The 26,586-nt window shown below is 64.4% G+C and carries 24 protein-coding genes and 1 pseudogene; 16 read left to right on the top strand and 9 right to left on the bottom strand.

Going from position 1 to position 26,586, the window contains the following annotated elements; all coding sequences use genetic code 11:
- Positions 1-217 precede the first annotated feature (217 nt).
- Positions 218-2,362, bottom strand: coding sequence for an ATP-dependent DNA helicase DinG (gene dinG, locus FB481_RS02565; RefSeq protein ID WP_147174986.1), 2,145 nt, complete (start codon positions 2,360-2,362; stop codon positions 218-220).
- Positions 2,363-2,600: 238 nt separating this feature from the next.
- Between dinG and FB481_RS02560 the strand changes: the two genes are divergently transcribed.
- Complete coding sequence (locus FB481_RS02560; RefSeq protein WP_147174985.1) at positions 2,601-3,062, top strand: CopD family protein; 462 nt, start codon at positions 2,601-2,603, stop codon at positions 3,060-3,062.
- Between the two features lie 50 nt (positions 3,063-3,112).
- Here FB481_RS02560 and FB481_RS02555 read toward each other — a convergent pair whose 3' ends face one another.
- From FB481_RS02555 to FB481_RS23295, 3 genes and pseudogenes are all read right to left on the bottom strand, one after another.
- Entirely contained in the window at positions 3,113-3,877 is a 765-nt protein-coding gene (locus tag FB481_RS02555) for a collagen-like protein (RefSeq protein WP_147174984.1), read from the bottom strand.
- The gene (locus FB481_RS02550; RefSeq protein ID WP_256662693.1) at positions 3,865-4,299 is read right to left on the bottom strand and encodes a DUF1145 domain-containing protein; all 435 of its coding nucleotides are present in this window, start codon (positions 4,297-4,299) and stop codon (positions 3,865-3,867) included. Before FB481_RS02550 ends, FB481_RS02555 begins: the two co-directional genes overlap by 13 nt.
- A 66-nt stretch (positions 4,300-4,365) precedes the next feature.
- A pseudogene (locus FB481_RS23295) lies at positions 4,366-4,722 on the bottom strand (OmpA family protein); the annotation flags it as partial.
- Positions 4,723-5,164: 442 nt separating this feature from the next.
- Between FB481_RS23295 and FB481_RS02540 the strand changes: the two are divergent.
- Positions 5,165-5,662: a DUF6231 family protein gene (locus tag FB481_RS02540; protein WP_147174982.1), complete on the top strand. Its 498-nt coding sequence runs from the start codon at positions 5,165-5,167 to the stop codon at positions 5,660-5,662.
- A gap of 2 nt (positions 5,663-5,664) precedes the next feature.
- Complete coding sequence (locus FB481_RS02535) at positions 5,665-6,147, top strand: YchJ family protein (protein ID WP_093503674.1); 483 nt, start codon at positions 5,665-5,667, stop codon at positions 6,145-6,147.
- A 9-nt stretch (positions 6,148-6,156) separates the two neighbouring features.
- On the opposite strand, the gene FB481_RS02530 is transcribed toward FB481_RS02535, so the two are convergent.
- The gene (locus FB481_RS02530) at positions 6,157-6,699 is read right to left on the bottom strand and encodes a hypothetical protein (protein WP_147174981.1); all 543 of its coding nucleotides are present in this window, start codon (positions 6,697-6,699) and stop codon (positions 6,157-6,159) included.
- Between the two features lie 197 nt (positions 6,700-6,896).
- On the opposite strand from FB481_RS02530, the gene FB481_RS02525 reads away from it, so the two are divergent.
- The 11 genes from FB481_RS02525 to FB481_RS02475 all read left to right on the top strand — a co-directional run bounded on the left by FB481_RS02525 (position 6,897) and on the right by FB481_RS02475 (position 20,768).
- Entirely contained in the window at positions 6,897-7,394 is a 498-nt protein-coding gene (locus FB481_RS02525) for an LEA type 2 family protein (RefSeq protein WP_147174980.1), read from the top strand.
- A 5-nt stretch (positions 7,395-7,399) separates the two neighbouring features.
- The gene (locus FB481_RS02520; protein WP_093503680.1) at positions 7,400-7,600 is read left to right on the top strand and encodes an SEC-C metal-binding domain-containing protein; all 201 of its coding nucleotides are present in this window, start codon (positions 7,400-7,402) and stop codon (positions 7,598-7,600) included.
- On the top strand, positions 7,590-8,042 hold the full coding sequence (locus FB481_RS02515; RefSeq protein WP_147174979.1) for a DUF2489 domain-containing protein: 453 nt from the start codon (positions 7,590-7,592) through the stop codon (positions 8,040-8,042). The genes FB481_RS02520 and FB481_RS02515 overlap by 11 nt, the downstream gene beginning before the upstream one ends.
- A gap of 177 nt (positions 8,043-8,219) precedes the next feature.
- Positions 8,220-10,691: a penicillin acylase family protein gene (locus FB481_RS02510; protein WP_372239525.1), complete on the top strand. Its 2,472-nt coding sequence runs from the start codon at positions 8,220-8,222 to the stop codon at positions 10,689-10,691.
- 264 nt (positions 10,692-10,955) lie between these two features.
- Positions 10,956-12,221, top strand: a complete 1,266-nt coding sequence (locus FB481_RS02505) for an NAD(P)/FAD-dependent oxidoreductase (RefSeq protein WP_147174977.1) — start codon at positions 10,956-10,958, stop codon at positions 12,219-12,221.
- On the top strand, positions 12,221-14,962 hold the full coding sequence (locus tag FB481_RS02500; RefSeq protein ID WP_147174976.1) for a nitrate reductase: 2,742 nt from the start codon (positions 12,221-12,223) through the stop codon (positions 14,960-14,962). Before FB481_RS02505 ends, FB481_RS02500 begins: the two co-directional genes overlap by 1 nt.
- Before the next feature lie 38 nt (positions 14,963-15,000).
- Positions 15,001-15,750 carry a uroporphyrinogen-III C-methyltransferase gene (cobA, locus tag FB481_RS02495; protein WP_147174975.1) on the top strand — a complete coding sequence of 250 codons (750 nt, stop codon included), beginning with the start codon at positions 15,001-15,003 and terminating at the stop codon, positions 15,748-15,750.
- Positions 15,751-15,901: 151 nt separating this feature from the next.
- Positions 15,902-17,209 carry a nitrate regulatory protein gene (locus tag FB481_RS02490; RefSeq protein WP_147174974.1) on the top strand — a complete coding sequence of 436 codons (1,308 nt, stop codon included), beginning with the start codon at positions 15,902-15,904 and terminating at the stop codon, positions 17,207-17,209.
- Between the two features lie 521 nt (positions 17,210-17,730).
- Positions 17,731-19,053, top strand: a complete 1,323-nt coding sequence (locus FB481_RS02485; RefSeq protein WP_147174973.1) for a CmpA/NrtA family ABC transporter substrate-binding protein — start codon at positions 17,731-17,733, stop codon at positions 19,051-19,053.
- A 13-nt stretch (positions 19,054-19,066) separates the two neighbouring features.
- Positions 19,067-19,912, top strand: a complete 846-nt coding sequence (gene ntrB / locus FB481_RS02480) for a nitrate ABC transporter permease (protein ID WP_093503697.1) — start codon at positions 19,067-19,069, stop codon at positions 19,910-19,912.
- Positions 19,913-19,922: 10 nt separating this feature from the next.
- Positions 19,923-20,768: an ABC transporter ATP-binding protein gene (locus tag FB481_RS02475; protein WP_147174972.1), complete on the top strand. Its 846-nt coding sequence runs from the start codon at positions 19,923-19,925 to the stop codon at positions 20,766-20,768.
- 12 nt (positions 20,769-20,780) lie between these two features.
- Here FB481_RS02475 and FB481_RS02470 read toward each other — a convergent pair whose 3' ends face one another.
- Positions 20,781-21,008, bottom strand: a complete 228-nt coding sequence (locus FB481_RS02470) for a hypothetical protein (protein ID WP_147174971.1) — start codon at positions 21,006-21,008, stop codon at positions 20,781-20,783.
- A gap of 272 nt (positions 21,009-21,280) precedes the next feature.
- Positions 21,281-21,847, bottom strand: coding sequence for a dCTP deaminase (gene dcd, locus FB481_RS02465; protein WP_013792448.1), 567 nt, complete (start codon positions 21,845-21,847; stop codon positions 21,281-21,283).
- A gap of 326 nt (positions 21,848-22,173) precedes the next feature.
- Here dcd and FB481_RS02460 point away from each other — a divergent pair, with 326 nt between their 5' ends.
- Positions 22,174-22,383: a cold-shock protein gene (locus FB481_RS02460; protein ID WP_003245585.1), complete on the top strand. Its 210-nt coding sequence runs from the start codon at positions 22,174-22,176 to the stop codon at positions 22,381-22,383.
- Between the two features lie 94 nt (positions 22,384-22,477).
- Here FB481_RS02460 and apbC read toward each other — a convergent pair whose 3' ends face one another.
- Both apbC and FB481_RS02450 read right to left on the bottom strand, forming a co-directional pair.
- Positions 22,478-23,572, bottom strand: coding sequence for an iron-sulfur cluster carrier protein ApbC (apbC, locus tag FB481_RS02455; protein WP_147174970.1), 1,095 nt, complete (start codon positions 23,570-23,572; stop codon positions 22,478-22,480).
- 94 nt (positions 23,573-23,666) lie between these two features.
- A complete protein-coding gene (locus FB481_RS02450) occupies positions 23,667-24,359 on the bottom strand; it encodes an OmpA family protein (protein ID WP_147174969.1) in 693 nt (230 codons plus the stop codon).
- A gap of 153 nt (positions 24,360-24,512) precedes the next feature.
- On the opposite strand from FB481_RS02450, the gene metG reads away from it, so the two are divergent.
- Complete coding sequence (gene metG, locus FB481_RS02445) at positions 24,513-26,546, top strand: methionine--tRNA ligase (RefSeq protein ID WP_093503707.1); 2,034 nt, start codon at positions 24,513-24,515, stop codon at positions 26,544-26,546.
- Positions 26,547-26,586: the final 40 nt, after the last annotated feature.

Raw genomic sequence — 26,586 nt, 5'->3', positions numbered from 1 at the left:
GGGCGCGGCGGGAGACGAGGGTCTGTTCCCGCTTCAGCGCGAGCCGCGTTGCCGCGAGAAATGGCCTCCGGCTAGGCGCAACCCACAAGGCCGGGCCAATTTTTGCGCGATGCGGCGTTACTCGATGGCTCATTTGGCCTGCCAAACTTCGCACCTCGTGCCTTGCCTCGCGCAAAAACTGGATCCGGCGCGGCCGTGCGTGAAGCGGGAACAGACCCTAGCTGATTTCCCGCCGGAACGGCGGAAGCGCATTGAGAATCGCCTTGCCATAGCGCTGGGTCACCACGCGGCGATCCAGCAGCGTAATGGTGCCGCGGTCCGCCTCGGTACGCAGCAGGCGCCCGCAGGCTTGCACCAGGCGCAGCGAAGCATCGGGCACGGCGATTTCCATGAACGGGTTGCCACCACGCGCTTCGATCCATTCGGCCAGCGCGGCCTCGACCGGGTCGTCCGGCACGGCAAAGGGAATCTTGGCGATCACCACGTGCTCGCAGTATGCGCCCGGCAGGTCGACGCCCTCAGCGAAACTGGCCAGGCCGAACAACACGCTCTCCTCGCCGCTGTCGACCCGCGCCTTGTGCTTGTTGAGGGTTTCCTGCTTGGACAGGTTGCCCTGGATGAATACGCGCTTGCGCCAGTCGCGCTCCAGGCCGTCGAACACGTCCTGCATCTGCCGGCGCGAGGAGAACAGCACCAGCGTGCCGCGCGAGCCCTGCACCAGATCGGGCAGCTCGCGGATGATTGCCGCGGTGTGCTCGGCGGCGTTGCGCGGATCGGCCTTGAGATCCGGCACCCGCAGCACCCCGGCGTCCGCGTGGTGGAACGGGCTTGGCACCACTGCAGTGGCCGCTACCTTGGGCAGGCCGGCGCGCATGCGGTAACGGTCGAAGGTGCCCAGTGCGGTCAGCGTGGCCGAGGTGACCAGCGCGCCATAGGCGACGCTCCACAGGTTGCGGCGCAGGGTTTCGGCGGCAAGGATCGGGCTGGCGTTGACTTCGATGTCAAACAGCGCGCCGCTCTCGGCCAGGGTCAGCCAGCGCGCCATGGGCGGGCTGTCTTCGGGATCTTCGCTGGTGAACGCCAGCCACAGCTCCCAGGTGCCTTGGGCCCGTGCCAGCAGACTGCCGAACAGCGGGTACCACTCCTCGGCCTGATGGCTGGCGATACCGATGCTGGTCTCGCCGTCCATGGCCTCCTTGAGCTTCTCGGTCACCCCGGTAAACAGGTCGTTGAGCTTGGAAAAGCCCTTCTTCAATTCCAGGCCCAGCTCGATCAAGTGCTCGGGCACCACGCCGCCGACGAAACGGTGACGCGGGCGCTCACGCCCTTCCATGTCCTCGCCAGGCTTGAAGTCGGCCACCTGCTCGCAAGCGCTGAACATGAATTGCTGATGGGTCTTGAGCTCGCGGGCCAGCTCCGGCACCTGCTCGATCAGCCGCCCGAGATCACCGGGCAGCGGGTGCTGGGCCAGGAGCTTGGTGAGGTTCTTGGCGATCTGCTCCAGCCAATCGGCCGTGGAACGCAGCCGGGTGAAGTGGGCGAAGTGGCCGATGGCTTTGTCCGGCAGGTGATGGCCTTCGTCGAAAACGTACAGGGTGTCGCGCGGGTCAGGCAGCACCGCGCCGCCACCGAGGGCGAGATCGGCCAGCACCATATCGTGGTTGGTGACGATCACGTCGACCTTGCCCATGCCTTCGCGGGCCTTGTAGAAAGTGCATTGCCCGAAATTCGGGCAGTGGCGGCCGGTGCACTGGCTATGATCGGTGGTCAATTGCGCCCAACGGCTGTCTTCCAGTTCCTGAGGCCAGCTGTCGCGGTCGCCGTCCCATTTGTTGCCGGCAAGCTTCTCGATCATGCTGGTGAACAGCTTCTGGCCTTCCTCATCCGCATCGATGCGAAAGCCTTCTTCCTCGAACAACTGCGCCGTGGAGCTCTGCGCCTGGCCTTCCTGCAGCAACACGTCGAGCTTGGACAGACACAGATAGCGGCCTCGGCCCTTGGCCAGGGCGAAGCTGAAATTCAGGCCGCTGTTGCGCATCAGGTCGGGCAGATCCTTGTGCACGATCTGCTCCTGCAGCGCCACGGTGGCGGTGGCCAGCACCAGGCGTTTGCCCGCCGCTTTAGCGGTGGGGATGGCAGCCATGCAGTAGGCCACGGTCTTGCCGGTACCGGTGCCGGCCTCGACGGCCACCACGGCCGGGTCACCGAGGCGACGCCCTTCATCGTCGGTCTTGATGGTGCCCAGCACCTTGGCCACCTCGGCGATCATCAGGCGCTGCCCATAGCGAGGCTTGAGGCCCTTGGCTTCGAGAAAACGGGTGTAGGCGCCCTGAATCTGGGCCTTGAGTTCGGTGCTGAGCATTAAGGATCTTGACTACGAAAAGGCTGGATATATTTTCAGTATTCGAAAACGGCCGCTATCATAACGCGCCTATCGCCTGCGTGCTGACTCGCTTGCCTGCTCCCGATGAAGCGCACGACTTGCAAGCCGCCGGGCCCGACTTCTGAAATCGATCACTGTGAGGCGCAGCCGCGCCTTGAACAACCTGGATGGCCAAACGGCGTCCCGAGGTGATCAGTTGAAATACCGGAGTGCCTGAATGCCACCTTATTCCCCTCTGTACACCTTGCACCTGCTGGCGGCGCTGATCTGGGTCGGCGGCATGTTTTTCGCGTGGATGGTGCTGCGCCCGGCCGCCGGCACCCTGCAGTTGCCGGAGCGCCTTACCTTGTGGCTTGAGGTGTTTCGCCGCTTCTTCGTGTGGGTGTGGATCGCCGTCGTGGCGCTGCCGATAACCGGCGTGGGCATGCTGCACATGGGCTTCAGCGGTTTCGATGGTGCGCCGCGTTACGTTCACGTAATGATCGGCCTGTACCTGGCGATGCTGGCGCTGTTCCTACGCATTCAGGCTCTGCAACTGCCGGCCATGCGCCGCGCGGTGGAAGCGCAGGACTGGCCGGCAGCCGGTGCGGGGCTGGGCCGTATCCGCCGGCTGGTCGCCTTCAATCTGCTGCTTGGTCTAAGCGTGGTATCGCTCGCAGCAGCGCGCCCCAGCCTCTGACGGCAGCTTGAAGCACTAATAAAGAAGGGCCTCTACAGGCCCTTTTTCATTCAGAAGCGTACTATGTCCAGCCGCCCCGCCTGACCGGCCTCGCCAGGCCGGCCGGGTACACCAGAACGGCCATCGAGGCCGGCGCTGGTGCTGTAGATCCAGCAGCCCTTGCTCGCACCGCCGCTGCCGGCATTGCCTGCCGTGCCGGCAAGCCCGCCTGCTCCGCCATCCAGGCGCGCCTGTACATGCTCGACCGGAAAGTCGCTGGGTACTTCCAGACGAATCTGGCCACCGGACGCCCCTGGATGACCATCGCTGCCATCCTGACCGTCATAGCCTCCGCTGGCCTGACCCCAGGCGCAGCCGCCAGGCTTGCCATCGGCGCCGTCCAGGCCAGCGTAACCCGCTGCACCACGACCACCACGAGCGTCGAGTACCCAGGGCTCGGTGGTTACCGATTTCATGCGGATGACCAGCGTGCGCCCAGGCAGCGCGGCCCGCTGCGCAGTACCAGGCGCACCCGGTGCATTGATCTGTGCACCGGCGGCGATGTCGCCGGTGCCGATATCCAGCAGCAGACGTTCGGTTGAAGGCGCGACAGCGATCTGCGCATCGTGGCCCAGATACAGCTCACCGATATGCAACTCGCTGACCCCGGCGGGAATCAGCAGCGTACCGCGCTCGGCAATGGCCACGCGGTCGAGCTGTAGCACGCTGCCATGGGCAGGCAGACGGGTCATGTGGTTGGAATCGACTTCGATGACGGCCGCAGCCATAGCAGCCAGCGGGCAGCACAAGGCGGCCGCCAGGATCAGCTTGCGCATGGGACGGCCTCCTCGACACTCGCCGACGCTGGAGTCGCCATTGTTTCCGGCGCGGACTCAGGCTCAACCTTTACCTCAGCCACAGCACTTGGCAGCGACCAGATATGAAAGATGCCGAAGGCCAGAACCTTGGCTCGCTCGATGGTCAGCTGCGGCTGCGTACCGAGCTCGGCCTTGAACAGTGCCAGTTCGGCCAGATGCAGGCACAGCATGGCCATGCCGGCTACGTTCAGCATCTGCGCGAAGGGTTGCGCGAACGGGGAGATTAGATTAGCAAGCACGACGCACCAGAACAGTGTCGCCAGCAGTTTGCCCAGCCTCGTGATAGTTTTCATTACCCGCCCCACCCCACTCGTTATGTGCGGCACATTACTGCGTTTACGGGCTGGGAAATAGAGGGTCAAACCAAAAACGGTGTCCATTGCGTAACACCGTACTCCTGACCGACCCGAGGGCCGGCCAGGATGCTCACGAAGATCGAGTCAGGCTTATGGCCGGGCTTCGACTTCCGCTTCCACACGACGGTTGATCGCACGGCCTTCTTCGGTAGCGTTGTCGGCAACCGGACGGCTTTCACCGTAGCCGACTGCGTTCACGCGGGTACCGCCCACACCGTACTGGTTGACCAGCACTTCACGCACGGCATTAGCACGGCGCTCGGACAGTTTCTGGTTGTAGGCGTCGGTACCAACGGAGTCGGTATGGCCTTCAACCACTGTGGTGGTTTGCGGGTATTGCTTCATGAAATCAGCCAGGCTCTGGATGTCGCCCATGCTTTCCGACTTGACTTGCGCCTTGTCGAAATCGAACTTGACGTCCAGCTCTACACGTACGGCTTCGGCAACCGGCTCGGGAGCGACGGTTTCTTCGACCATGACAGTTTCTTCTACCACTGCCACTTGCTGATCGTCAGCGCCGTGAACCCAGCAATAGGCAGCGGCGAAGCCGGCGCCAATTACCGCACCACCACCCGCCCAGGCCGAGCTTTCGATAGCACCCAGAGCCGCGCCACCCACGCCGCCCACGGCAGCACAGGTCGGCCAGTCGGATTTCTGGACGCCAGCGCAGCCCGTCAGAAAGGTGGACGCAATGATCAGGGGTACCGCTTTCCTTGTAATACTCATATGCAAGTCTCCTAATGGGAATCGGCGCAAAAACCGACACTCTGGATTAAAGACGCCCGCTTTTAAATCTGCCAGACAGCACTACGACATCACTGTCGGCCGAACAGTTCTAGTTGAATGTGAGCATGCGCGGTAGTCTGTCGTGATCGCTTCGAGGTTTCTGATGATTCAGATCACATCCCCCCGTACCCCCCAACAATCGTTGGCCGCTCTACTACAACGCTATGCGCCCGCCAGGCTGCTTTTGGTGAGTGCCAGCGAACAACCCGCAATAAATGCTTTTCAGCAGGCGCATCCGCACACTTTTGTCGCTCACGCAGTCCCCGGCAATCTTGATAGTGACCTGGCAAGCCAGCGTTTCGACCTAGCGGTAGTAGTGGACTGCCTGGAACACCTGCCGCGCCGGGACGGCCTGCAATTGCTCGGTGGTATCCGCAACCTCAATGCCAGCCGCATGGCGGTGCTGGTCGACCTATCGGCCTGCCGCTGGCAGGACACCGACTTCTACGCGCTGGCGCTGCAGGTCAGTGAACGCTTCGCACGCGACGAGCAGGTCCTGAGTCTGTTCACCTATGACCTGCTTGAATACAAACAGGCGCCCGACTGGCTGAACGCCAAGTTTTGGGCCAACCCGGAGAATTTTGGCAAGTACTGGTGGTAAGCATGAAACCCGACGCGACTTCAAGCGGCTGCCCGTGCGGTAGCGGCGACTCGCTCGCCGATTGCTGCGGGCGTTATCACGAGGGCGCCGCTGCGCCTTGTGCGCAAAGCCTGATGCGCTCTCGTTACAGCGCCTACGTGCTGGGCAATGTGGATTATCTGGTGGCGACCTCGCTGCCGGCGCAACAGGCAAAGCTGGACGTGGACGGCATTCGCGCCTGGAGCCTGCAGAGCACCTGGCTGGGCCTGGAGGTTGAGCACTCGGAATTGCTCGGCGGCCAGCCCGAACATGCGCGAGTGACCTTCGTGGCACGCTGGCACGATGCCGATGGCGAGCACAGCCATCGCGAACGCTCGGCCTTCGTGCAGAACGGCGGCCGCTGGTATTTCATCGACCCGACCGTGGGTTTGCAGGCGGGTCGCAACGATCCATGCCCCTGCGCCAGCGGCCAGAAATTCAAGAAGTGCTGCGCGACCTATCTGTAGCGGCGGATCTCACAGTAGCTTGAGGTGCGAGGTATCCGGCGCAGGCGCGGCCTGTGCCGCCTTGGCCTGGCCCATGTCGCTGCCTACCGGCGCCAGGCTGAATGCGGAGAGATCCAGATTCGGCGCTGCCACCTCGGCCTTGCCATCCTGCAGATCGGCGCCCAGTGCCGCCACACCGAAATCCGGTGCGTCCACGTCCGCAAACGCGGCCATGTACTCATCCCGCGGCGCGACGACCAGGCGGCCAGTGGGTTGCACCGAGGTCTGGCTGACCGGAGCAGCCGGCGGTGGCGGCGCCAGCTCGATTTCCTCGATGACCTGCGCTTCGGTATCGACCACCTCGACCCGAGCGCCAGCACGCTCCAGCGTGCTGCGGTACTTTTCCGCGGAGGCTTCGTCCAGATTGTTTTTGATCACCACGCGGCGCCCGGAAAACAGTTGGGCGATTCGCTGGGCGTCGGCCTGGAACAGCTTTGCCAAGTTAGCCTGAACCGCTTCCAGCTGAGCGCCGGGCACCAGTTCACCGGAAAATGCGATTTCGTATCGCGCCATCATCCCTTCCTTCTTGTCGGCTCGCCGCGCCATTTCGGCCACGGCAATAAAACCTAAATGCATGCAGGCCAGTATGACGCAGCTTTTTGCGCACACACGAGTGACAGTCGGCAATTTCCTCACGGCCAATCACGCGCGACAGCACTAGGGCAGTAACGCCGTCTCTTGTTACACTGAGGCCTCGAACGGAGTATGAAATGTTTTCTCGGGCGCAAATGATAAGAATTCTTAGCCTAATGGTATTCCTGGGTATGGGCGCGGCACTCAGCGGCTGCTCGACCTGGTTCTCGGACAGCTTCAAGGATCCGGACGTACGCCTCGTCGACGTCAATGTGGTCAAGGCCAAGCTGCTCGAACAGCGCTTCATGCTGCGCTTTCGCATCGACAATCCCAATGACGTCAGCCTTCCGGTACGTGGCCTCGAATACGTGGTGCACCTGAACGACGTGCTGCTCGCCGATGGCGAATCAGAGGTCTGGTTCACCGTACCGGCCAATGGTCATCTGGAGTTCGACGTGCCAGTGCGCACCAACCTGTGGCGCCACGTACGCCAAGTGGTCAAGCTGCTGGAGAACCCCGATGAGCCGATTCGCTACCGCCTGCAAGGCCAGGTAAAAACCGGATTATTCTTCGGCCGCCGCGTGCACATGGCGCGCAATGGCGAGATAATTCCCGGCGATTATCTTCCGGAGTGACCCGCATGACCCAGCAACCCCACGTCCATGGCCCTGACTGCAACCACGATCACGACCATGATCATGGCCACCACGGCCACGTGCACGGCCCTCACTGCAACCACGCGCCTCAGGAGCCGGTGCGCAATTCCCTGAAGGACGTTGGCCGCAATGATCCTTGCCCATGCGGCAGCGAGAAGAAATTCAAGAAGTGCCATGGGGCCTGATCGCCTCCTGATTCTGCTTGCGGTACTGATCGTCGGTACACTCGCCTTCTACGCGGCTCACCTCTGGCGCCAGGTCTGGGCCAAGCAGCGTCAGCTGGTCGAGGTGCACCGCGCGCGACGCCAGCGCCTGCATGACGATCTGCGGGTGTTGGCGAGCTCCCTGTTCGACGGCCAGCTGCCACTGATCGAAGGCGCCATCCGCATCAAGGTGCTGCTCGATAACTACGACAGCGCGCTCACCCTCGCGCCGCAGGCTCAGGTGTTCCAACAGCTATACGACACCACGTCCCATGTGCCGACCCACGCCGACTGGCAGGCCCTGAGCCGCGCCGAACGCCGCCAGCACGAGGCGCGCTTCGCCGAGCTGACCGAGGCCCACCAGCAGCAGGCTCACGAGGCGGCACGCTGGCTGCTCGACATAGGACTGGCCGCCCGGCCATAACCCCACGTCGCATCGCCTCTCGCGCCACTTGCCAGGCGCCATGGGGCTCTCTACCTTTAGCGCCTTCGCGCCCGGGCGCCCGCCCACTACCTTCTCTATCCTTCAGGAGTCCGCCGCATGTTGCCGCGCGCTTTCCGCCCTCTCGCCACCCTGAGCCTGGCCGGCCTCGTCACCGGTATGGTCGCGCTGAGTGGTTGCCAATCCCTGCTCGACAGCCGTTACCGCAGCAGCGTGGCGCCGGATCAGGGCTCCTTTCGCGTTCAGGGCCTGGCGCAGACCGCATCGGTGCGCCGCAACCCGCTCGGCATGCCACTGATCGAGACCCACACCTTCCACGACGCCCTGTTCACCCTGGGCTACGTGCATGCCAGCGATCGCCTCAGCCAGATGGTCAGCCTGCGCCTGATGGCCGAGGGTCGCCTGGCGGAGATGACCGGCCCCGGCGCCCTGGAAATGGACCGGTTCATGCGCGCGGTGAACCTCAAGAAGAGCGCCGAGGTGCTCTACAAGAATGCCTCGCCACGCATGAAGGCGTTTTTCGAGGTCTACGCCCGCGGCGTCAACGCCTACCTGTTCCGCTATCGCGACAAGCTGCCGATGGATTTGGCCGAAGCCGGCTATCGCCCGCCGTACTGGAAGCCGGAAGACTCGGTGCTGGTGTTCTGCCTGCTCAACTTCGGTCTGTCGGTGAACCTGCAGGAAGAAATCGCCGCTCTGAGCCTGACCCAGAAGGTCGGCGCCGACAAACTCGCCTGGCTGCTGCCCACCTACCCGGACGAGCCGCTGCCGTTCGAGGAGGCCGACAAGCTCAAGGGCCTGAACCTGGGCGGCAGCATCCCCGGCCTGCAGGCGGTGAAGAGCGCCGCGGCGCAGGTGTCCGAACAGCACATGCTCGGCGTGGCCGCCTCGAACAACTGGGCCATCGGCCCGTCGCGCAGCCGCAGCGGCAAGAGCCTCTTGGCCAACGACATGCATCTGCCGATCGAGCTGCCTTCGGTATGGAGCTTCGTGCAGATCCGCGCGCCGAAATTCCAGGCCTCGGGTGTCACGGTCGCGGGCATTCCCGCGGTGGTCGCCGGCTTCAACGGCAAGCTCGCCTGGGGCATGACCATGGTCATGGCCGACAACCAGGACCTGTTCCTCGAGCAGGTCAAGCGCGAAGGCAACCGCCTACTGTATCTGGCTGATGGCAAGTGGCAGCCAGCCGTGCAGCGCCAGGAAACCTTCTTCATCAAGGGCCAGAAACCGATCCGCGAAGCTATCTACGAGACCCGCCACGGCCCGCTGCTCAACAGCGTGCTGGGCGAGCGTAAGCACCCCATGCAACCCCTGCAGACCCAGAGCGGCTATGGCCTGGCGCTACAGACCGCGCAGTTCGAGAACGACGCCAGCCTGGACGCCTTCTTCGATCTGTCCCGCGCCCAGTCGGTCGAGCAGGCCTTCGAGGCGACCCGGGAAATCCGCGCCATGCCGCTGAACCTGGTATTCGCCGATGCCGAACATATCGGCTGGCAGGTCACCGGGCGCTTCCCCAACCGCCGCGAAGGTCAGGGCCTGGTGCCCTCGCCGGGTTGGGACAGCCGCTACGAATGGGACGGTTTCGCCGACCCGATGCTCCACCCTTACGATCAGGACCCGCAGCAGGGTTGGCTTGGTAGCGCCAACCAGCGCAGCGTGCCGCGCGGCTACGGCATGCAGCTGTCCAATTCCTGGTACGGGCCGGAGCGCTATGAGCGCATCGCCCAACTGGCCGGCAGCGGCCGTCATGACACGCAAAGCATGATCGCCATGCAGTACGACCAGACCTCGCCTTTCGTGGCCAAGCTGCAGGGCATGTTCGAAGCCCCGCACATGGCCGGCCCGCTGCGCCAGGCCATCGACCGCCTGCCCGAGCCACAGCGCGGCAAGGCCCGCGAAGCCTTTAGCCGGCTGATGGCCTTCGACGGCAAGCTCTCGGCTACCTCGGCCGATGCCGCCATCTATGGCGCCTTCCTGCAGCAGAGCGCCCGGGAAATCTTCCTCGACGAACTGGGCCCGGAAACCTCGCCGGCCTGGCAGGCGCTGGTGGGCACCGCCAACCTGTCCTACTCGGCCCAGGCCGACCACCTGCTCGGCCGCGACGACAGCCCGTTCTGGGATGACGTGCGTACCGCGCAGAAGGAAGACAAACCGGCGATCCTGGCGCGCAGCCTGGCGGCCAGCATCGAGCTGCTCGAACAGCGTCTGGGCGCCGACGGCAGCGCCTGGCAGTGGGGCAAGCTACACACCTACGAGTGGCGCAGCGTCACCACGCAGATGGCGCCGTACCTGAGCGCCGGCCAGCGCGCCAGCATCGCCTCGCTCAAGGGCTATCTGGACCGCGGCCCCTACCCCGCCGGTGGCGACCACAGCACCCTAAACGTCTCGGCCTACAACTGGGGCCAGGATTTCGATACCTGGCTGATCCCCAGCATGCGCATGATCGTCGACTTCGGCCGCGAGGAGCCGATGATCGGCCTCAACAGCACCGGGCAGTCGGGCAACCCGGCCAGCCCGCACTATGCCGACGGCATCGACGCCTGGCGTCGCGCCCAGTACGTGAGCTTCCCGATGCTGCAGCAGAACCTGGAGAAGACCTACGGCAGCAAACGCCTGCTGCTGACGCCCTGACGCACAGCAGCGGTGCGCCGCGCACCAATAAAAGTCAGCAGGTGCTGCTTCGATTAGAGCAGCGCTTCACGAATGGCCCGTTCCGGCGGGCTCTGACGAGTTGGCACAGTCTCTGCTCTTGACCTTCCAGACATAGCGCGTGCCGGCCATCGGTACACGCCCCGAAGCGAATCGGGACCGGACAAAGGCGTCCTTGCACTCACGGTGCAGGACGCCTTTTTTTCGGCCCCACGTTGGCCCGGGTCAGCTCAACGGAGGTCGCGGATGAAACGCTTGAAACTGGTGATGATCGGCAACGGTATGGCCGGCGTGCGCACGCTCGAAGAGCTGCTGAAGATCGCCCCCGATCTCTACGACATCACCGTGTTCGGCGCCGAGCCGCACCCCAACTACAACCGCATCCTGCTCTCGCCGGTACTGGCCGGTGAGCAGACCTTCGACGACATCGTGCTCAACGACCTCGCCTGGTACGCCGACCACGGCATCGAGCTGCGCCTGGGTCGCAAGGTGCTGGAGATCGACCGCGTCCGCCGCCAGGTGATCGCTGATGACGGCAGCCGCGCCGCGTACGACCGCCTGCTGATCGCCACCGGCTCGCGGCCGTTCATGCTGCCGATCCCCGGCAACACGCTGGACGGCGTAATCGGCTACCGCGACATCGCCGACACCCGCCTTATGCTCGACAGCGCCAGCCGGCACCGCCGAGCGGTGGTGATCGGCGGCGGCCTGCTGGGCCTGGAAGCGGCCCACGGCCTCAAGCTGCGTGGCATGGAGGTCAGCGTGGTGCATAACGGCGCGACCCTGCTGGAGCGCCAACTCGACGAGCGCGCCGGGCGCCTGCTGCAGGCTGCGCTGGAACACCGCGGCCTGCACTTCGCCCTTGGCAAGCAGACCAGCGAACTCATCGGCAATGCTGCCGGCCGGGTCAGCGCCGTGCGCTTCAGCGACGGTGAGAGCCTGCCGGCCGACCTGGTGGTGATGGCCGCCGGCATTCGTCCCAATATCGAACTGGCCCAGCGCGCCGGCCTGCCCTGCGCACGCGGCATCCTGGTCGACGACACCCTGCAGAGCTTCGACCCACGCGTCTACGCAGTGGGCGAATGCGTCAGCCACCGGGGCGTCGCCTACGGCCTGGTGGCGCCGCTGTTCGAGCAGGCTCGCGTGTGTGCCAGCCACCTGGCCATGCAGGGCTATCGTCGTTACCTCGGCTCGCTGACCTCCACCAAGCTCAAGGTCACCGGCATCGAGCTGTTTTCCGCCGGGGATTTCGCCGGTGGCCCGGGCACCCGGAGCATCACCCTGGACGACCCGACCACCGGCAGCTACCGCAAGCTGGTGCTGAAGAACGACGTGCTGGTCGGTGCCTGCCTGTACGGCGATACCGCTGATAGCGCCTGGTACCTGCAACTGATCTGCGAAGGCCGCAATGTGGCCGCCATCCGCGACCTGCTGATGTTCGGCGAAGCGGCCGCGGCCGGCCAGGCACCGACCGTGCCTGCCGAACCGCTGCTCTTGCAGGGAGCAGCCTGATGAACGACCGCGCCACACAGACCACCGCCTCGACCTGCTGCTACTGCGGTGTCGGCTGCGGCGTGCTGATCGAGCACGACGGCAAGCGCATTCTCGGCGTTGCCGGCGACCCGGCGCACCCGGCCAACTTCGGCAAGCTGTGCAGCAAGGGCGCTTCGCTGCACCTGACCGGCGACCTCGCCGCCCGCGCCTTGTACCCCGAGCTGCGCCTCGGCAAAGGCCTGGGCCGCACTCGCACGGACTGGGACAGCGCGCTGGATCACGCCGCCGAGCGATTCGCCGAGACCATCCGCGAGCACGGCCCGGACAGCGTCGCCTTCTACATTTCCGGGCAGTTGCTGACCGAGGACTACTACGCCTTCAACAAGCTGGCCCGCGCCCTGGTCGGTACCAACAACATCGACAGCAACTCGCGCCTGTGCATGTCCTCGGCGGTGGTCGGCTACAAGCGCAGCCTGGGCGCCGACGCGCCGCCCTGCTCCTACGAAGACATCGAAGAAGCCGACACCCTGCTGATCATCGGCAGCAACATGGCCTATGCCCACCCGATCCTGTTTCGTCGCCTGGAAGCCGCCAAGGCCGGCAATCCGCAGATGAAGGTCATCGTCGTCGACCCGCGGCGCACCGACACCTGCGAGCTGGCAGACCTGCACCTGGCCATCGCCCCTGGTAGCGATGTGGCGCTGCTGCACGGCGTGTTGCACCTGCTGCTGGAACAGGGGCGGATCAACCACACCTTCATCGAAGCGCATACCGAAGGCTTCGACGCGCTGCAAAGCCTGGTTGCCGAATACGAACCCGCGCGCGTCACCGAACTGTGCGCGATCAGCGAGGCGCAACTGCGCCGCTGCGCCGACTGGATCGGCCGCTCGCCGCGCTTTCTGTCGTTGTGGTGCATGGGCGTCAACCAATCCACTGCCGGCACCGCGAAGAACGCCGCGATCACCAACCTGCATCTGGCCACCGGGCAGATCGGCAAGGCTGGCAGCGGCCCCTTCTCGCTGACCGGCCAACCCAATGCCATGGGCGGGCGAGAGACCGGCAGCCTGTCCAACCTGCTGCCCGGCCATCGCGAGGTCGCCAACCCCGAGCACCGCGCCGAGGTCGCCGCCTACTGGGGCGTCGACCAGTTGCCGGAAGCGCCGGGGCTCAGCGCCATCGAGCTGTTCGAGGCCGTCGGCAGCGGCAGGATCAAGGCGCTGTGGATCGCCTGCACCAACCCGGCCCAGTCGATGCCCGACCAGCACAAGATTCATCAGGCCCTGCGCGATTGCCCATTCGTGGTGGTGCAGGAGGCCTTCGCTACCACCGAAACCTGCCGCTTCGCCGACCTGCTGCTGCCCGCTGCCAGCTGGGGCGAGAAGGAAGGCACGGTGACCAACTCCGAGCGCCGCATCAGCCGCGTGCGCCGTGCCGTGCCGGCACCTGGCGAAGCGCGGGCGGATTGGTCGATCACCTGCGACTTCGCCGGGCGCCTGGAAGCCAGGCTGCCTGGCGTGGCGCCCGGCCACTTCGCCTTCCACACCGCCGAGCAATTGTTCGAGGAATACAAGGTGCTCACCCGCCGGCGCGACCTGGACCTCAGCGGGCTCGGCTATGGCCTGCTGGAAGCCCGTGGCCCGCAGCAATGGCCGTTTCCCCAGGGCGCCGAATCCGGTACGCCGCGCCTCTACGGCGATGGCCGTTTCCCGAGCGCCAGCGGCCGGGCACGCTTTATCGCCGAGGCCTATCAACCGCCCAGGGAGCGACGCGATGCGCGCTATCCGCTGACGCTCAATACCGGGCGCCTGCGCGATCAATGGCACGGCATGAGCCGCACCGGTACTGCTGCGCGACTGTTCGCCCATGTCGAGGAACCGCTACTGGGCCTGCATCCCCAGGATATGGTGCAGCGGCAGTTGCAGGACGGCGCACTGGTCGAAGCACGTAGCCGCCGCGGCGCACTGGTGGTGCGCGTACAGACCGATGTCAGCCTGCAACCAGGCCAGGCATTCCTGCCCATGCACTGGGGCGACCGTTTTCTCAAGGGCCTGGGCATCAACGCCCTGACCTTGCCGGCATTCGATGCGCTATCCAAACAACCGGAGCTCAAGCACGCCGGCATCGAGGTCCAGGCCATTGACCTGCCCTGGACCCTCGAGGCGCTGATCGAAGGTGACGTACAGCAGCGCCTGGAGGCCCTGCGCCCGCTGTGCGAAAGCTTCGCCCATGCCAGCTTCGGCCTGGTCGGCCGCGAGACGCCGGCGCTGGTGTTGCGCGCCGCCCATCATCAGGCTCCCGCGGCGGACCTGCTCGACCAGTTGCACGAGTGCCTGGGCCTGAGCGATGGCCCGGTGATACGCTACGACGACCCACGCGATGAAAGGGGCTGCATGCCCATTCACAAACGGGTACGCCTCGAAGAAGGCCGCCTGACCGGCTATTGCCTGAGCGGCGAAACCCGCGCGCGCAACTGGCTGCGTGAACTGTGGCAGAACCAGACCTCGCTGGACGATGACACCGGCCGCGCCCTGCGGCGCTGGCTGCTGGCACCGCTGGAGTCGCCGCCCGGGCAGACCACGACCCGCACCGGCAAAACCCTGTGCACCTGCATGAACGTCAGCGAGGCAGCCATCCGCGAAGGCATCGAACGCGGCTGCGACCTCAACGCACTGAAACAGAATCTTGGCTGCGGCACCCAGTGCGGCTCCTGCGTCCCGGAAATCAAACGCCTGCTGGCGCTACAGACCCTCGAAGCCTGACGCAGATCAGGTCGACCCGAACCATGAGGATTACCGTCATGAACCCAAGCGTATGGCTGATCGGCGCCGGCCCCGGCGACCCGGAACTGCTCACCCTCAAGGCGGTGCGCGCCCTCGGTCTGGCCGACGTGGTGCTGATCGACGACCTGGTCAATCCGCAGGTCCTGGAGCACTGCCCGGGCGCCCGGGTGATTCGCGTCGGCAAGCGCGGCGGCTGCCGCTCGACGCCACAGGCCTTCATCCACCGCCTGATGCTGCGCTATGCCCGCCAGGGCAAGGTGGTGGCACGCCTCAAGGGCGGCGACCCGTGCATCTTCGGCCGTGGCGGCGAAGAGGCCGATTGGCTGGCCGCGCGCGGCGTGCAGTGCGAGATCGTCAATGGCATTACCTCCGGTCTCGCCGCAGCGACGCGTTGCGGTATCTCCCTGCCCCTGCGCGGCGTGGCCCGCGGGGTGACGCTGGTCACCGCCCACACTCAGGACGGCAGCTCGCCCAATTGGCAGGCGCTGGCCCACAGTGGTACGACATTGGTGGTGTACATGGGCATCGCCACCCTGGCCGACACCCGCCAGCACCTGTTGGATGCCGGCATGGCCGCGCACACCGCCGTGGCGATGATCGAAAACGCTTCGCTGCCCGATCAGCGCGAATGCCGCAGCACTTTGCTGGCGATGGCCAACGACGCCCAGGCCTTCGAGCTGAAAAGCCCGGCCATCCTGGTGATCGGCGACGTAGTCGGCGCCGCCACCATCCTGGCCGCCGAACAATTGCAGGTGCACAGCGCCTGAAATCAATACAGCGATAAGCACGGCTGCATCCTCGGGGCGCCCTGGGGCCCGTTGTAGTGCATCGCTGCCTGCCCGCCTGGCTGCACCGCGCCAGAACTGGACTGTTATTTGCACCGTTGTGGTTCAACACTGCGACCAACAAGACGTTCCCATGCCTGATCACAAGATGCCCCCCACCCTGCGTTTCATGCTGGCCGCCCGCCGCTGCGAGCTGCACGGCCTGGAGAGCCTGTCCGTCACCTGCGAGCTGGTCACCCGGATCAGCCAACTGGTGCACCAGTTGCAGAAGGAGCGCGGCTACTCGAACGTCTACTTGGGCAACCGGACGGATCACTACCTGCACCAACTTGATGCGCACAGTGCAGGCTCTGCCGCCGTAGAGCGCGAGGTGCACGATTGTTTTCTATCCATGGACACCGCCCAGGCCAATGCCGCCGACCGCGCCCGACTGTTCAACCGCATCGCCTACGTGCTCCATGGCCTCGAAGAGTTGCCCGGGCTGCGTCGGCGCATCCGCGAGCGGCAGTTGTCCCCAAGGCAGGCGACCCAGGCCTTCACCCGCCTGATCGGTGGGCTGCTGGCGGTGGTTTTCGAGGCGGCCGACACCGCTGCCGACCCCGGCATCACCCGCGTGCTGGTGGCGCTGTTCAACTTCATGCAGGGCAAGGAACTCGCCGGCCAGGAACGCGCAGCCGGCGTCGAAGGGTTTTCCCGTGGGCATTTCGACGATGAATTGCAGGCCCGCCTGCTGCACCTGCAGGAAGGCCAGGAGCGCTGCTTCGACATCTTCGGCGAATTCGCCGACGCCGAGGCCAATGCCCTGTGGCAGCAGATTCTCGACACCGACACGGTTGCCCAGGTGATCAGCCTGCGCGGGGTCGCCAAGCGCACCTCGGCCATCGCCCAGGTGGATCCGGGTTTGTGCGAGCTGTGGTTCGACCTCAACACCAGGCGCATCGACGCCATGAAACAGGTGGAAAGCCACCTGACCCAGTGCCTGCTCGAACGCTGCCGCCGCAGCATCGCCGAAGCCCATGCCGACCTGGACAACCATCGCGCCCTGCTCGGCCGCGTGGCGCAGATGGATGCCGGCAGCGACCAGGCGCTGCTGTTCAGCGTGCACAGCAGCACCCTCGACACCGCGCCCCAGGACGCGGTGGGCAATCACCTGGCCCGCTCGGTACTGGATCTGTTGCACGAGCAGAATCAGCGCCTGCAGCAGGTCAGCGACGAACTGCAGGAAACTCGCGAAACCCTCAACGAACGCAAGCTGATCGAGCGCGCCAAGAAGCTGCTGATGACCGACTACGGCTTGAGCGAAGACGCAGCCTACGCCCGCCTGCGTCAATCGGCCATGGAGCGCAGCATGCGCCTGGTCGACGTCGCCCAGAGCTTGCTCAGTTTTGCGGCGCGCAAGGCCCAGGAAAAGCCGCGTAGCGACAAGGGCAAGCGCATCTGAACAGGCTCCGCGTAACGCCCCGTTTAACCGTAGCCCGTGGGGCATACGCTGCGCCCTGGTAGCCCGGCGCTGAGCGTAGCGATGCCCGGGAAGGGGTTTGCGCCACAAAGCCAGCGCCAATTCGGAATCCATCCTGGGTATCGCTTCGCTCAACCGCAGGCTAAGGGTCACCCTCCCATGCACCTGTGCCGCGCACCGCAGGTGACCGACGCCCCGCAGCTGTGCGGCACCGCAAGTCAGCCCCCTCAAACGCCAGCTCGCCAAAGCGCCTCAGCACCGACTGAAAAGCCTTCCCACTCAACCAGTTAACTCCGCGAACGCCACCTCTGCGAGCCGATTGCAAGCCGGCAAGGCGTGGCGCCGGCGCTGCTGGCATGCAACCTGCTATATCCCAAGCGAGAGGGCAGGCTCTGCCCCTCCACAATCCGAATTCCTGGACAACGGCGTCCACACTCGATGCAGCCCAGCGCTGCCATAAGTGTGACGCCGTTTTTTTATGCGTGCTTTTTGGGGAGAACGAGATGGACGACACGCCACGCGCCGCCGACGAAAAAACCGGCCTGCCACGCCGCACCTTCCTCAAGCAGTCCATGGGGCTGCTCGGCGGCGGCGCCTTGATGAGCATGCTGCCGGCGGGCCTGAGCAGCGCGGTCTGGGCGGCGGGAACCGATGGCCTGGAAACCACCAAGGCCAAGCTCGGCTTCATCGCGCTCACCGATGCCGCACCGCTGTTCGTCGCCGAGGAGCTCGGGCTGCTCGCCAAGCACGGCATGACCGACGTCGAGCTGCTCAAGCAATCTTCCTGGGGCACCACCCGCGACAACCTGGTACTCGGTGCCGGCAGTGGCGGCATCGATGGCGCTCACATCCTCACGCCAATGCCTTACCTGATGGCCGCCGGCAAGATCACCACCAACAATACGCCGCTGCCGATGGTCCTGCTGGCGCGCCTGAACCTCAACGGACAGGGCATCTCGATCAGCAAGGAATACCAGGACCTCAAACTCGGTACCGACGGCAGCGCCTTCAAACAGGCGATCGCCGCCAAGCAGGCCAAGGGCCAGAAGATCGCCGCGGCGATGACCTTCCCCGGCGGCACCCACGACCTGTGGCTGCGCTATTGGCTGGCCGCCGGCGGCATCGAGCCGAACAAGGATTTGCCGACCGTGGTCATCCCGCCACCGCAGATGGTCGCCAACATGAAGGTCGGCAGCATGGACGCCTTCTGCGTCGGCGAGCCATGGAACGCCCAGTTGATCAATCAGAACATCGGCTACAGCGCGGTGACCACCGGCGAGCTGTGGGCCAACCACCCGGAAAAGGCCCTGTCGCTGCGCGCCGACTACGTGAACGCCAACCCCAACGCGACCCGCGCCCTGCTCAAGGCGGTGATGGAGGCGCAGATGTTCTGCGAAGCGGCGGCGAACAAGGAACAAGTCGCGGAAATCTGCGCCAAGCGTCGCTGGATCGGCGCGCCTGCCAAGGACCTGCTGGCGCGCCTGCAGGGCAACTTCGATTACGGCAACGGCCGCGTGGTGGAAAACAGCCCGCATCTGATGCGCTTCTGGAGCGAGTTCGCCTCCTATCCGTTCCAGAGCCACGACCTGTGGTTCCTCACCGAAAACAAGCGTTGGGGCTACCTGCCGAAGGATTTCGACAGCCAGGCGCTGATAGACCAGGTCAACCGCGAGGACATCTGGCGTCAGGCGGCGGCCGAGCTGGGCGTGCCCGCCGAGCAGATTCCTCAAGGCAAATCCCGCGGCGTCGAGACCTTCTTCGACGGCAAGACCTTCGACCCACAAAACCCGCAAGCCTATCTCGACAGCCTGACTCTCAAGGCCTAACCGGAGAAACGCCATGAATGCGCCCGTCAAATCCCTGGCCCTGCCGGCCGGCGTCGTCGCCCCCAGTTGGCTCAAACGTCTGTCGAAAACCCTGATGCAGTCGGTGCTGCCGCCGCTGGTGATCACCGCTGCACTGATGCTCATCTGGCAACTCTTGTGCAGCGGCGCCAATGCCGCCCTGCCGCCGCCGAGCCAGGTCATCGAAGACACCTGGGAGCTGATCGTCAATCCGTTCTACGACAACGGCGGCACCGATGTCGGCATGGCCTGGCAACTGCTCGCCAGCCTGGAGCGCGTAGCTTACGGCTATGCCCTGGCTGTAGTGGTCGGCGTAGCCCTCGGCGTACTGGTCGGCCAGTCGACCTGGGCGATGCGCGGCCTCGACCCGCTGTTCCAGATCCTGCGTACCGTGCCGCCACTGGCCTGGCTGCCACTGTCGCTGGCCGGCTTCAAGGACAGCCACCCTTCGGCGCTGTTCGTGATCTTCATCACCGCCATCTGGCCGATCATCATCAACACCTCGGTGGGCATCCGCAACATTCCCGAGGACTACCGCAACGTCGCCAAGGTGCTGCGCCTCAACGGCGTGGAGTACTTCCACAAGATCATGCTGCCAGCCGCCGCGCCGTACATCTTCTCCGGGCTGCGCATTGGTGTGGGCCTGTCGTGGCTGGCGATCATCGCCGCCGAGATGCTGATCGGCGGCGTGGGTATCGGCTTCTTCATCTGGGATGCGTGGAACGCCTCGCGCATCAGCGACATCATTCTCGCCCTGATCTACGTCGGCGTGGTCGGCTTCGTGCTCGACCGCCTGGTGCTGTTCGTCGGCAATCGCATCACCCGCGGCACATCGGCCTGAGGAGACAGACATGAGCAAGCACTACCTGAGCATCGAGCATGTGGAAAAGTACTTCGAGCGTGACGGCGTCACCTCCCACGTGCTGAACCAGATCAACCTCAACGTCGCGCGCGGAGAATACATCTCCATCATCGGCCACTCGGGCTGCGGCAAGTCGACGGTGCTCAACATCGTCGCCGGCCTGACCGATTCCAGCAGCGGTGCGGTGATTCTCGATGGTCGTGAGGTACGTGGCCCTGGCCCGGATCGCAGCCTGGTGTTCCAGAACCACTCGCTGCTGCCCTGGCTGACCGTGCAGGAAAACGTCGCCCTGGCCGTCGACAAGGTGTTCAAGCGCACCAAGAGCAGAGCCGAACGCCGTGACTGGACGCTGCATCATCTGGAGCTGGTGAGCATGGGCCACGCACTGCACAAGCGACCCAACGAGATTTCCGGGGGCATGAAGCAGCGCGTCGGCATTGCCCGCGCGCTGGCCATGGAACCCAAGGTGCTGCTGCTCGACGAGCCCTTCGGTGCGCTGGACGCCCTGACCCGCGCGCATTTGCAGGACGAAGTGATGCGCATCCAGAGCGAGCTGCACAATACGGTGATGATGATCACCCACGATGTCGACGAAGCCGTACTGCTCTCCGACCGCATCGTGATGATGACCAACGGCCCGTCGGCGACCATCGGCGAGATTCTGACCATCGACCTGCCGCGGCCCCGCGACCGCATCGCCCTGGCCGATGATCCGCGCTACAACGCCTATCGCCACGCGGTGTTGAGCTTCCTGCATGAAAAGCAGCGTAAGGTCGAACCGCTGCAACGGCGTAGCGCTGCGGCGCCGGCCGACCCGCAGCGCGCCCGGGCGTGAGGAGGTAAAAAATCAGTCCTTGGCGATACCGGTGATGGTGATGCCGTAGCGCTCTTCCAGGCGCACCGCCGGCGTCTGCTCCTCGTGGGGTTGCTCCTTGGGCTCAAGAGCTTCGAGATTCTCTTGTGCCCATTCGAGCACCCAGGCGACCGCCTGTTCCAGGCTGGGCTTTTCCTTGGCTTTCACCTTGAGGACTTCGGCGGCTTCGTCTCGGCTGTAGGTAATGATCCATTGGCTCATGGCGAGTCTCCAGCAGGTGGTGGCACGCCTGCGCGTGCCCTGATAGAGATGTAGACCTGTCGTCGGTAAACAGTTCGCCCTATAAATATCGGGGAACTTCACCTGCCATGACCACTCAGAAATTATGCATCGATTGATTTCTCCGGGCGCATGAGGCGCCCATTTTTTTGCCCGCGATTTGCCGCCGCGTCCAGCACCGGTGCGCTTTTCAGGCAAAAAACAGGCATAAAAAAACCGGGCCGGGCCCGGTTCCTTTCACGCTGCAGCGACCATCAGGCCTTTGGCAGAGTGACGCCAGTCTGGCCCTGATACTTGCCGCCGCGGTCCTTGTAGGACACTTCGCACGCTTCGTCGGACTGCAAGAACAGCATCTGCGCCACGCCTTCGTTGGCGTAGATCTTCGCCGGCAGGTTGGTGGTGTTGGAGAACTCCAGGGTCACGTGGCCTTCCCATTCCGGCTCCAGCGGCGTGACGTTGACGATGATGCCGCAGCGCGCGTAGGTGCTCTTGCCCAGGCAGATGGTCAGCACGTCGCGAGGAATGCGGAAGAACTCCACGGTGCGCGCCAGGGCGAAGGAGTTCGGTGGAATGATGCACACGTCGCTCTTGATATCGACGAAACTCTTGGCGTCGAAATTCTTCGGGTCGACGATGGCCGAATGGATGTTGGTGAACACCTTGAATTCGTCCGCGCAGCGCACGTCGTAGCCGTAGCTGGAAACCCCGTAGGAGATTACCCGGCTGTCGTCCGCGCCGCGCACCTGGCGCTCGACGTAAGGCTCGATCATGCCGTGTTCCTGGGCCATGCGGCGAATCCACTTGTCCGATTTGATGCTCATGGCGGGGCCGTCCTGAAGGTCTTTACGGTGAAAAGTGCACGCATCTTACCGGGCTGCAGGGCTGGGTTCAAAGCCTGTCGACGGCCCGCGGCGACGCCCTTGCGCAGGCGCCAATGCAAGTAAATCGCAGAAAGACTGACAGACCATTCGCACTTCGCGAAAAAAGCGGGTATGGTGATCCCACTGTGCTGCATGTGTCACCGCGAATCGCTACATGATGCCTAGATTTCGATCCAAACATCGTCCGACTCCTAGTACTCGTTGCACTCAGTCCCGGCCTGGTTCTATCCAGGGCTGTTAATTATTTAGTTCTTAGGAGACATCACATGTCCAATCGTCAGACTGGCACCGTTAAGTGGTTCAACGATGAAAAAGGCTACGGTTTCATCACCCCGCAATCCGGTGACGACCTGTTCGTACACTTCAAAGCTATCCAGAGCGATGGTTTCAAGAGCCTGAAAGAAGGCCAGCAAGTTTCCTTCGTGGCCACCCGTGGTCAGAAAGGCATGCAAGCTGAGGAAGTTCAGGTTATCTAACCTGCACTTTCTGCAAAAAAACCCCGCCTAGGCGGGGTTTTTTTATATCTGCAGTTCATGCAGCAGGCGCATCGTGGCGCGCCTGCGCTGGCGATCAGTCGTCGGCAATGACGATGTTTGGCATGCCCTGCGCGCTGCTGGCGCTGGTGGCGATACGCGCCCCGACCATGCGGGCGATCTGCTGGTAGAGCATGGCGATCTGGCTTTCCGTGTCGGCTATGGCGGTCGGCTTGCCGCCATCGGCCTGCAGGCGGATGGCCATCGACAAGGGCATCGAGGCCAGCAGATCGACACCGAATTGCGCCGCCAGTTTCTCGCCGCCGCCTTCGCCGAACAGGTGCTCGGCATGGCCGCAGTTCGAGCAGATGTGCACGGCCATGTTTTCCACCACACCGAGCACCGGGATGTTCACCTTGCGGAACATCTCCACGCCCTTCTTGGCATCCAGCAGTGCCAGATCCTGCGGCGTGGTGACGATCACCGCGCCCGCCACCGGCACCTTCTGGGCCAGGGTCAGGTGAATGTCACCGGTGCCCGGCGGCATGTCGATGATCAGGTAATCGAGATCATTCCAGGCCGTCTGGGTGACCAACTGGATCAGCGCTCCGGAAACCATCGGGCCGCGCCATACCACCGGGGTATTGTCGTCGGTCAGGAAGGCCATCGACATCACCTGTACGCCATGGGCTTCCAGCGGCACGAACCACTTCTGCTCGCGCACCTGCGGGCGCGTGCCTTCCGCGATACCGAACATGATGCCCTGGCTGGGGCCGTAGATATCGGCGTCGAGAATGCCCACCCGCGCGCCCTCACGGGCCAGTGCCAGAGCCAGGTTGGCCGCGGTGGTGGACTTGCCCACGCCACCCTTGCCGGAGGCCACGGCGATCACGTTCTTGACGTTGGCCAGCGCCGGCACCTGGGCCTGCGCCTTGTGAGCGGCGATCACACAGTTGACCTCGACACGGGCACTGCGCACGCCTTCTAGATTCTCGATGGCCAGCTGCAGCATCTGCGCCCAGCCTTGCTTGAATTGCGCCGCAGCGTAACCCAGTTCGAGCTGCACGCTGACCTGGCCGTCCTGCACGTCGAGGGCGCGCACGCAGCCGGCGCTGAGCGGATCCTGGTCGAGATGGGGGTCGGTGTACTGACGCAATACGGCTTCGACCGCAGCGCGGATATCAGCGCTCATGCTTGGCTCCGGAGATGGCAGAAAAGACGCCTATCCTACCCGAGCCGCACGGCCGATGCAGGCTGGCGACCGGCAGGCCGCCAGCCGGCGGGACTCACTGCACGGGCTGGCCCGGCAGCGGCTTGAGGTTGACCTCAACACGGCGGTTCTGCGCGCGGCCTTCGGCGCTGGCGTTGTCGGCGATCGGGTTGTCCGGGCCGGCGCCGCGGCTAGACAGGCGCGAGCCGTCGATGCCCTGGGCGGTGAGATAGCTGGTCACGCTCTGGGCACGGCGCTCGGACAGAGCCATGTTGTGCTGACGTGACCCCGTACTGTCGGTGTAGCCGACGATCTCGATGCTGTTGTTCTGGAACTGCTTGAACGACGTGGCCAGGTTGTTCAGCGGCGCATAGAAGCTCGGGGCGATCTCCGCCGAGTCTGTGGCGAAGGTGATATTGCCCGGCATGATCAGCTTAATGTCATCGCCCTGGCGCTGCACTTCCACGCCAGTGCCTTCCATGCTGCGGCGCAGCTCGGCTTCCTGGCGATCGGCGTAGTAGCCGTAGCCGGCACCGGCTGCGCCGGCCAGCACGGCGCCGATGGCCGCGCCCTTGCCCCGGTCGTTATGGCTGATCGCCGCACCGACCGCCGCACCTGCCAGAGCCGCTAGGCCGCCGTAGGTGGCGGTACGATGCCCGCTGCTGCTAGGCGCCCCGCCACCGGCATTGTCATAGGGGTTGCTGGAGGCGCAGCCAACCAGCACAGCCAGCGCCGTGGCGCAGGCGAGCGGACGTAGGATTGCACGCATGAGGTCATCTCCTGAGGTGCGGCGGGAAGTACCTGTTGGAACCCGCCCATGCCCGTAAATTCAAGCCCATCACCGTGAAATTTGCCCGCTGGCCGGAACGCGCCCGCTTACTTTATAGTGACCGACCACCTTCCAACCGATGACTGCCTGACAATGTCCCAAGCTCGCCAGATTCTCGTTACCAGCGCCCTTCCCTATGCCAACGGTTCGATCCACCTCGGCCATATGCTCGAGTACATTCAGACCGACATGTGGGTGCGTTTCCAGAAGCTGCGCGGCAACCAGGCCATCTACGTGTGCGCCGACGACGCCCACGGCTCGGCGATCATGCTGCGTGCGGAAAAGGAAGGCATCACCCCGGAGCAGCTGATCGACGGCGTCAAGGCCGAGCACAGCAGCGACTTCGCCGACTTCCTGGTGGACTTCGACAATTTCCATTCCACCCACTCGCCGGAAAACCGCGAACTGTCGGAGTCGATATACAAGGCGCTGCGCGACAATGGCCACATCGCCACGCGCTCGGTGACCCAGTATTTCGACCCGGAAAAGGGCATGTTCCTGGCCGACCGTTTCATCAAGGGCACCTGCCCGAAATGCGCGACGCCGGATCAGTACGGCGACAACTGCGAGAAATGCGGCGCCACCTACGAGCCCACCGAACTGAAAGACCCGCGCTCGGCGATTTCCGGCGCGGTGCCGGTGCTCAAGGACTCCAAGCACTTCTTCTTCAAGCTGCCGCAATTCCAGGACATGCTCCAGCAGTGGACGCGCAGCGGCACCCTGCAGGAGTCGGTGGCCAACAAGCTCGCCGAGTGGCTGGACGGTGGTCTGCACGAGTGGGACATCAGCCGTGATGCGCCCTACTTCGGTTTCGAGATTCCCGACGAGCCGGGCAAGTATTTCTACGTCTGGCTGGATGCCCCGATCGGCTACATGGCCAGCTTCAAGAACCTCTGCGCACGCCGGCCGGAGCTGGACTTCGACGCGTTCTGGAACAAGGATTCCAAGGCCGAGGTGTATCACTTCATCGGCAAGGACATCGTCAACTTCCACGCCCTGTTCTGGCCAGCCATGCTCGAAGGCGCCGGCTACCGCAAGCCGACCGCCATCAACGTACATGGCTACCTGACGGTCAATGGCCAGAAGATGTCCAAGTCACGCGGCACCTTCATCAAGGCGCGCACCTATCTGGATCATCTGAATCCCGAATACCTGCGTTACTACTACGCTGCCAAGCTGGGCCGCGGCGTCGATGACCTAGACCTGAACCTCGAGGACTTCATCCAGAAGGTCAACTCGGACCTGGTCGGCAAGGTTGTCAACATCGCCAGCCGCTGCGCCGGCTTCATCCACAAGGGCAACGCCGGCGTGCTGGTCGCTGCCAATCCAGAGCCGGAGCTGTGGAACGCTTTCCAGAGCGCCGCGCCAGGCATCGCCGAAGCCTACGAGAGCCGCGACTTCGCCCGCGCCATGCGCGAGATCATGGCCCTGGCCGACCGCGCCAACGCCTGGATTGCCGACAAGGCGCCCTGGTCGCTGGCCAAGCAGGACAGCAAGGCCGACGAGGTGCAGGCGATCTGCGCCCTGGGCGTCAACCTGTTCCGCCAGCTGGTGATCTTCCTCAAGCCGGTGCTGCCGAACCTGGCGCGCGATGCCGAAGCGTTCCTCAACGTCGCACCGCTGACCTGGGCCGACCTGGCCACGCCACTGGCCGATCACCCGCTCAACCCCTTCACCCCACTGCTCGCGCGCATCGAGCCGGCCAAGGTCGAGGCCATGGTCGAAGCGTCCAAGGAAGACCTGGCTGCCGCCGAAGCCCCCAAAGGTAATGGCGAGCTGAAGAAGGACCCGCTGGCCGCTGAAATCACCTTCGACGCCTTTGCCGCCGTCGACCTGCGAATCGCGCTGATCGAGAAATGCGAGTTCGTCGAAGGCGCCGACAAGCTGCTGCGCCTGACCCTGGATATTGGTGACGAGAAGCGCAACGTGTTTTCCGGCATCAAGAGCGCCTACCCGGACCCGAGCAAGCTCGAAGGCCGCCTGACCCTGTACGTGGCCAACCTGGCCGCGCGCAAGATGAAGTTCGGCGTCTCCGAAGGCATGGTGCTGGCTGCCGGCCCTGGCGGCGAGGAAATCTACCTGCTCAGCCCGGACAGCGGCGCCAAGCCGGGCCAGCGGGTCAAGTAAATAATCATCGCCTACCCCCGGCTCTTATCACCCAGAGCCG

Origin of the sequence: Pseudomonas sp. AG1028 (assembly GCF_007993955.1) — a bacterium.
Taxonomy (GTDB): Bacteria; Pseudomonadota; Gammaproteobacteria; order Pseudomonadales; family Pseudomonadaceae; genus Aquipseudomonas; species Aquipseudomonas straminea.
Note: the sequence above shows the minus strand (reverse complement) of the source record. Positions and strands in the feature narration are given on the sequence as shown.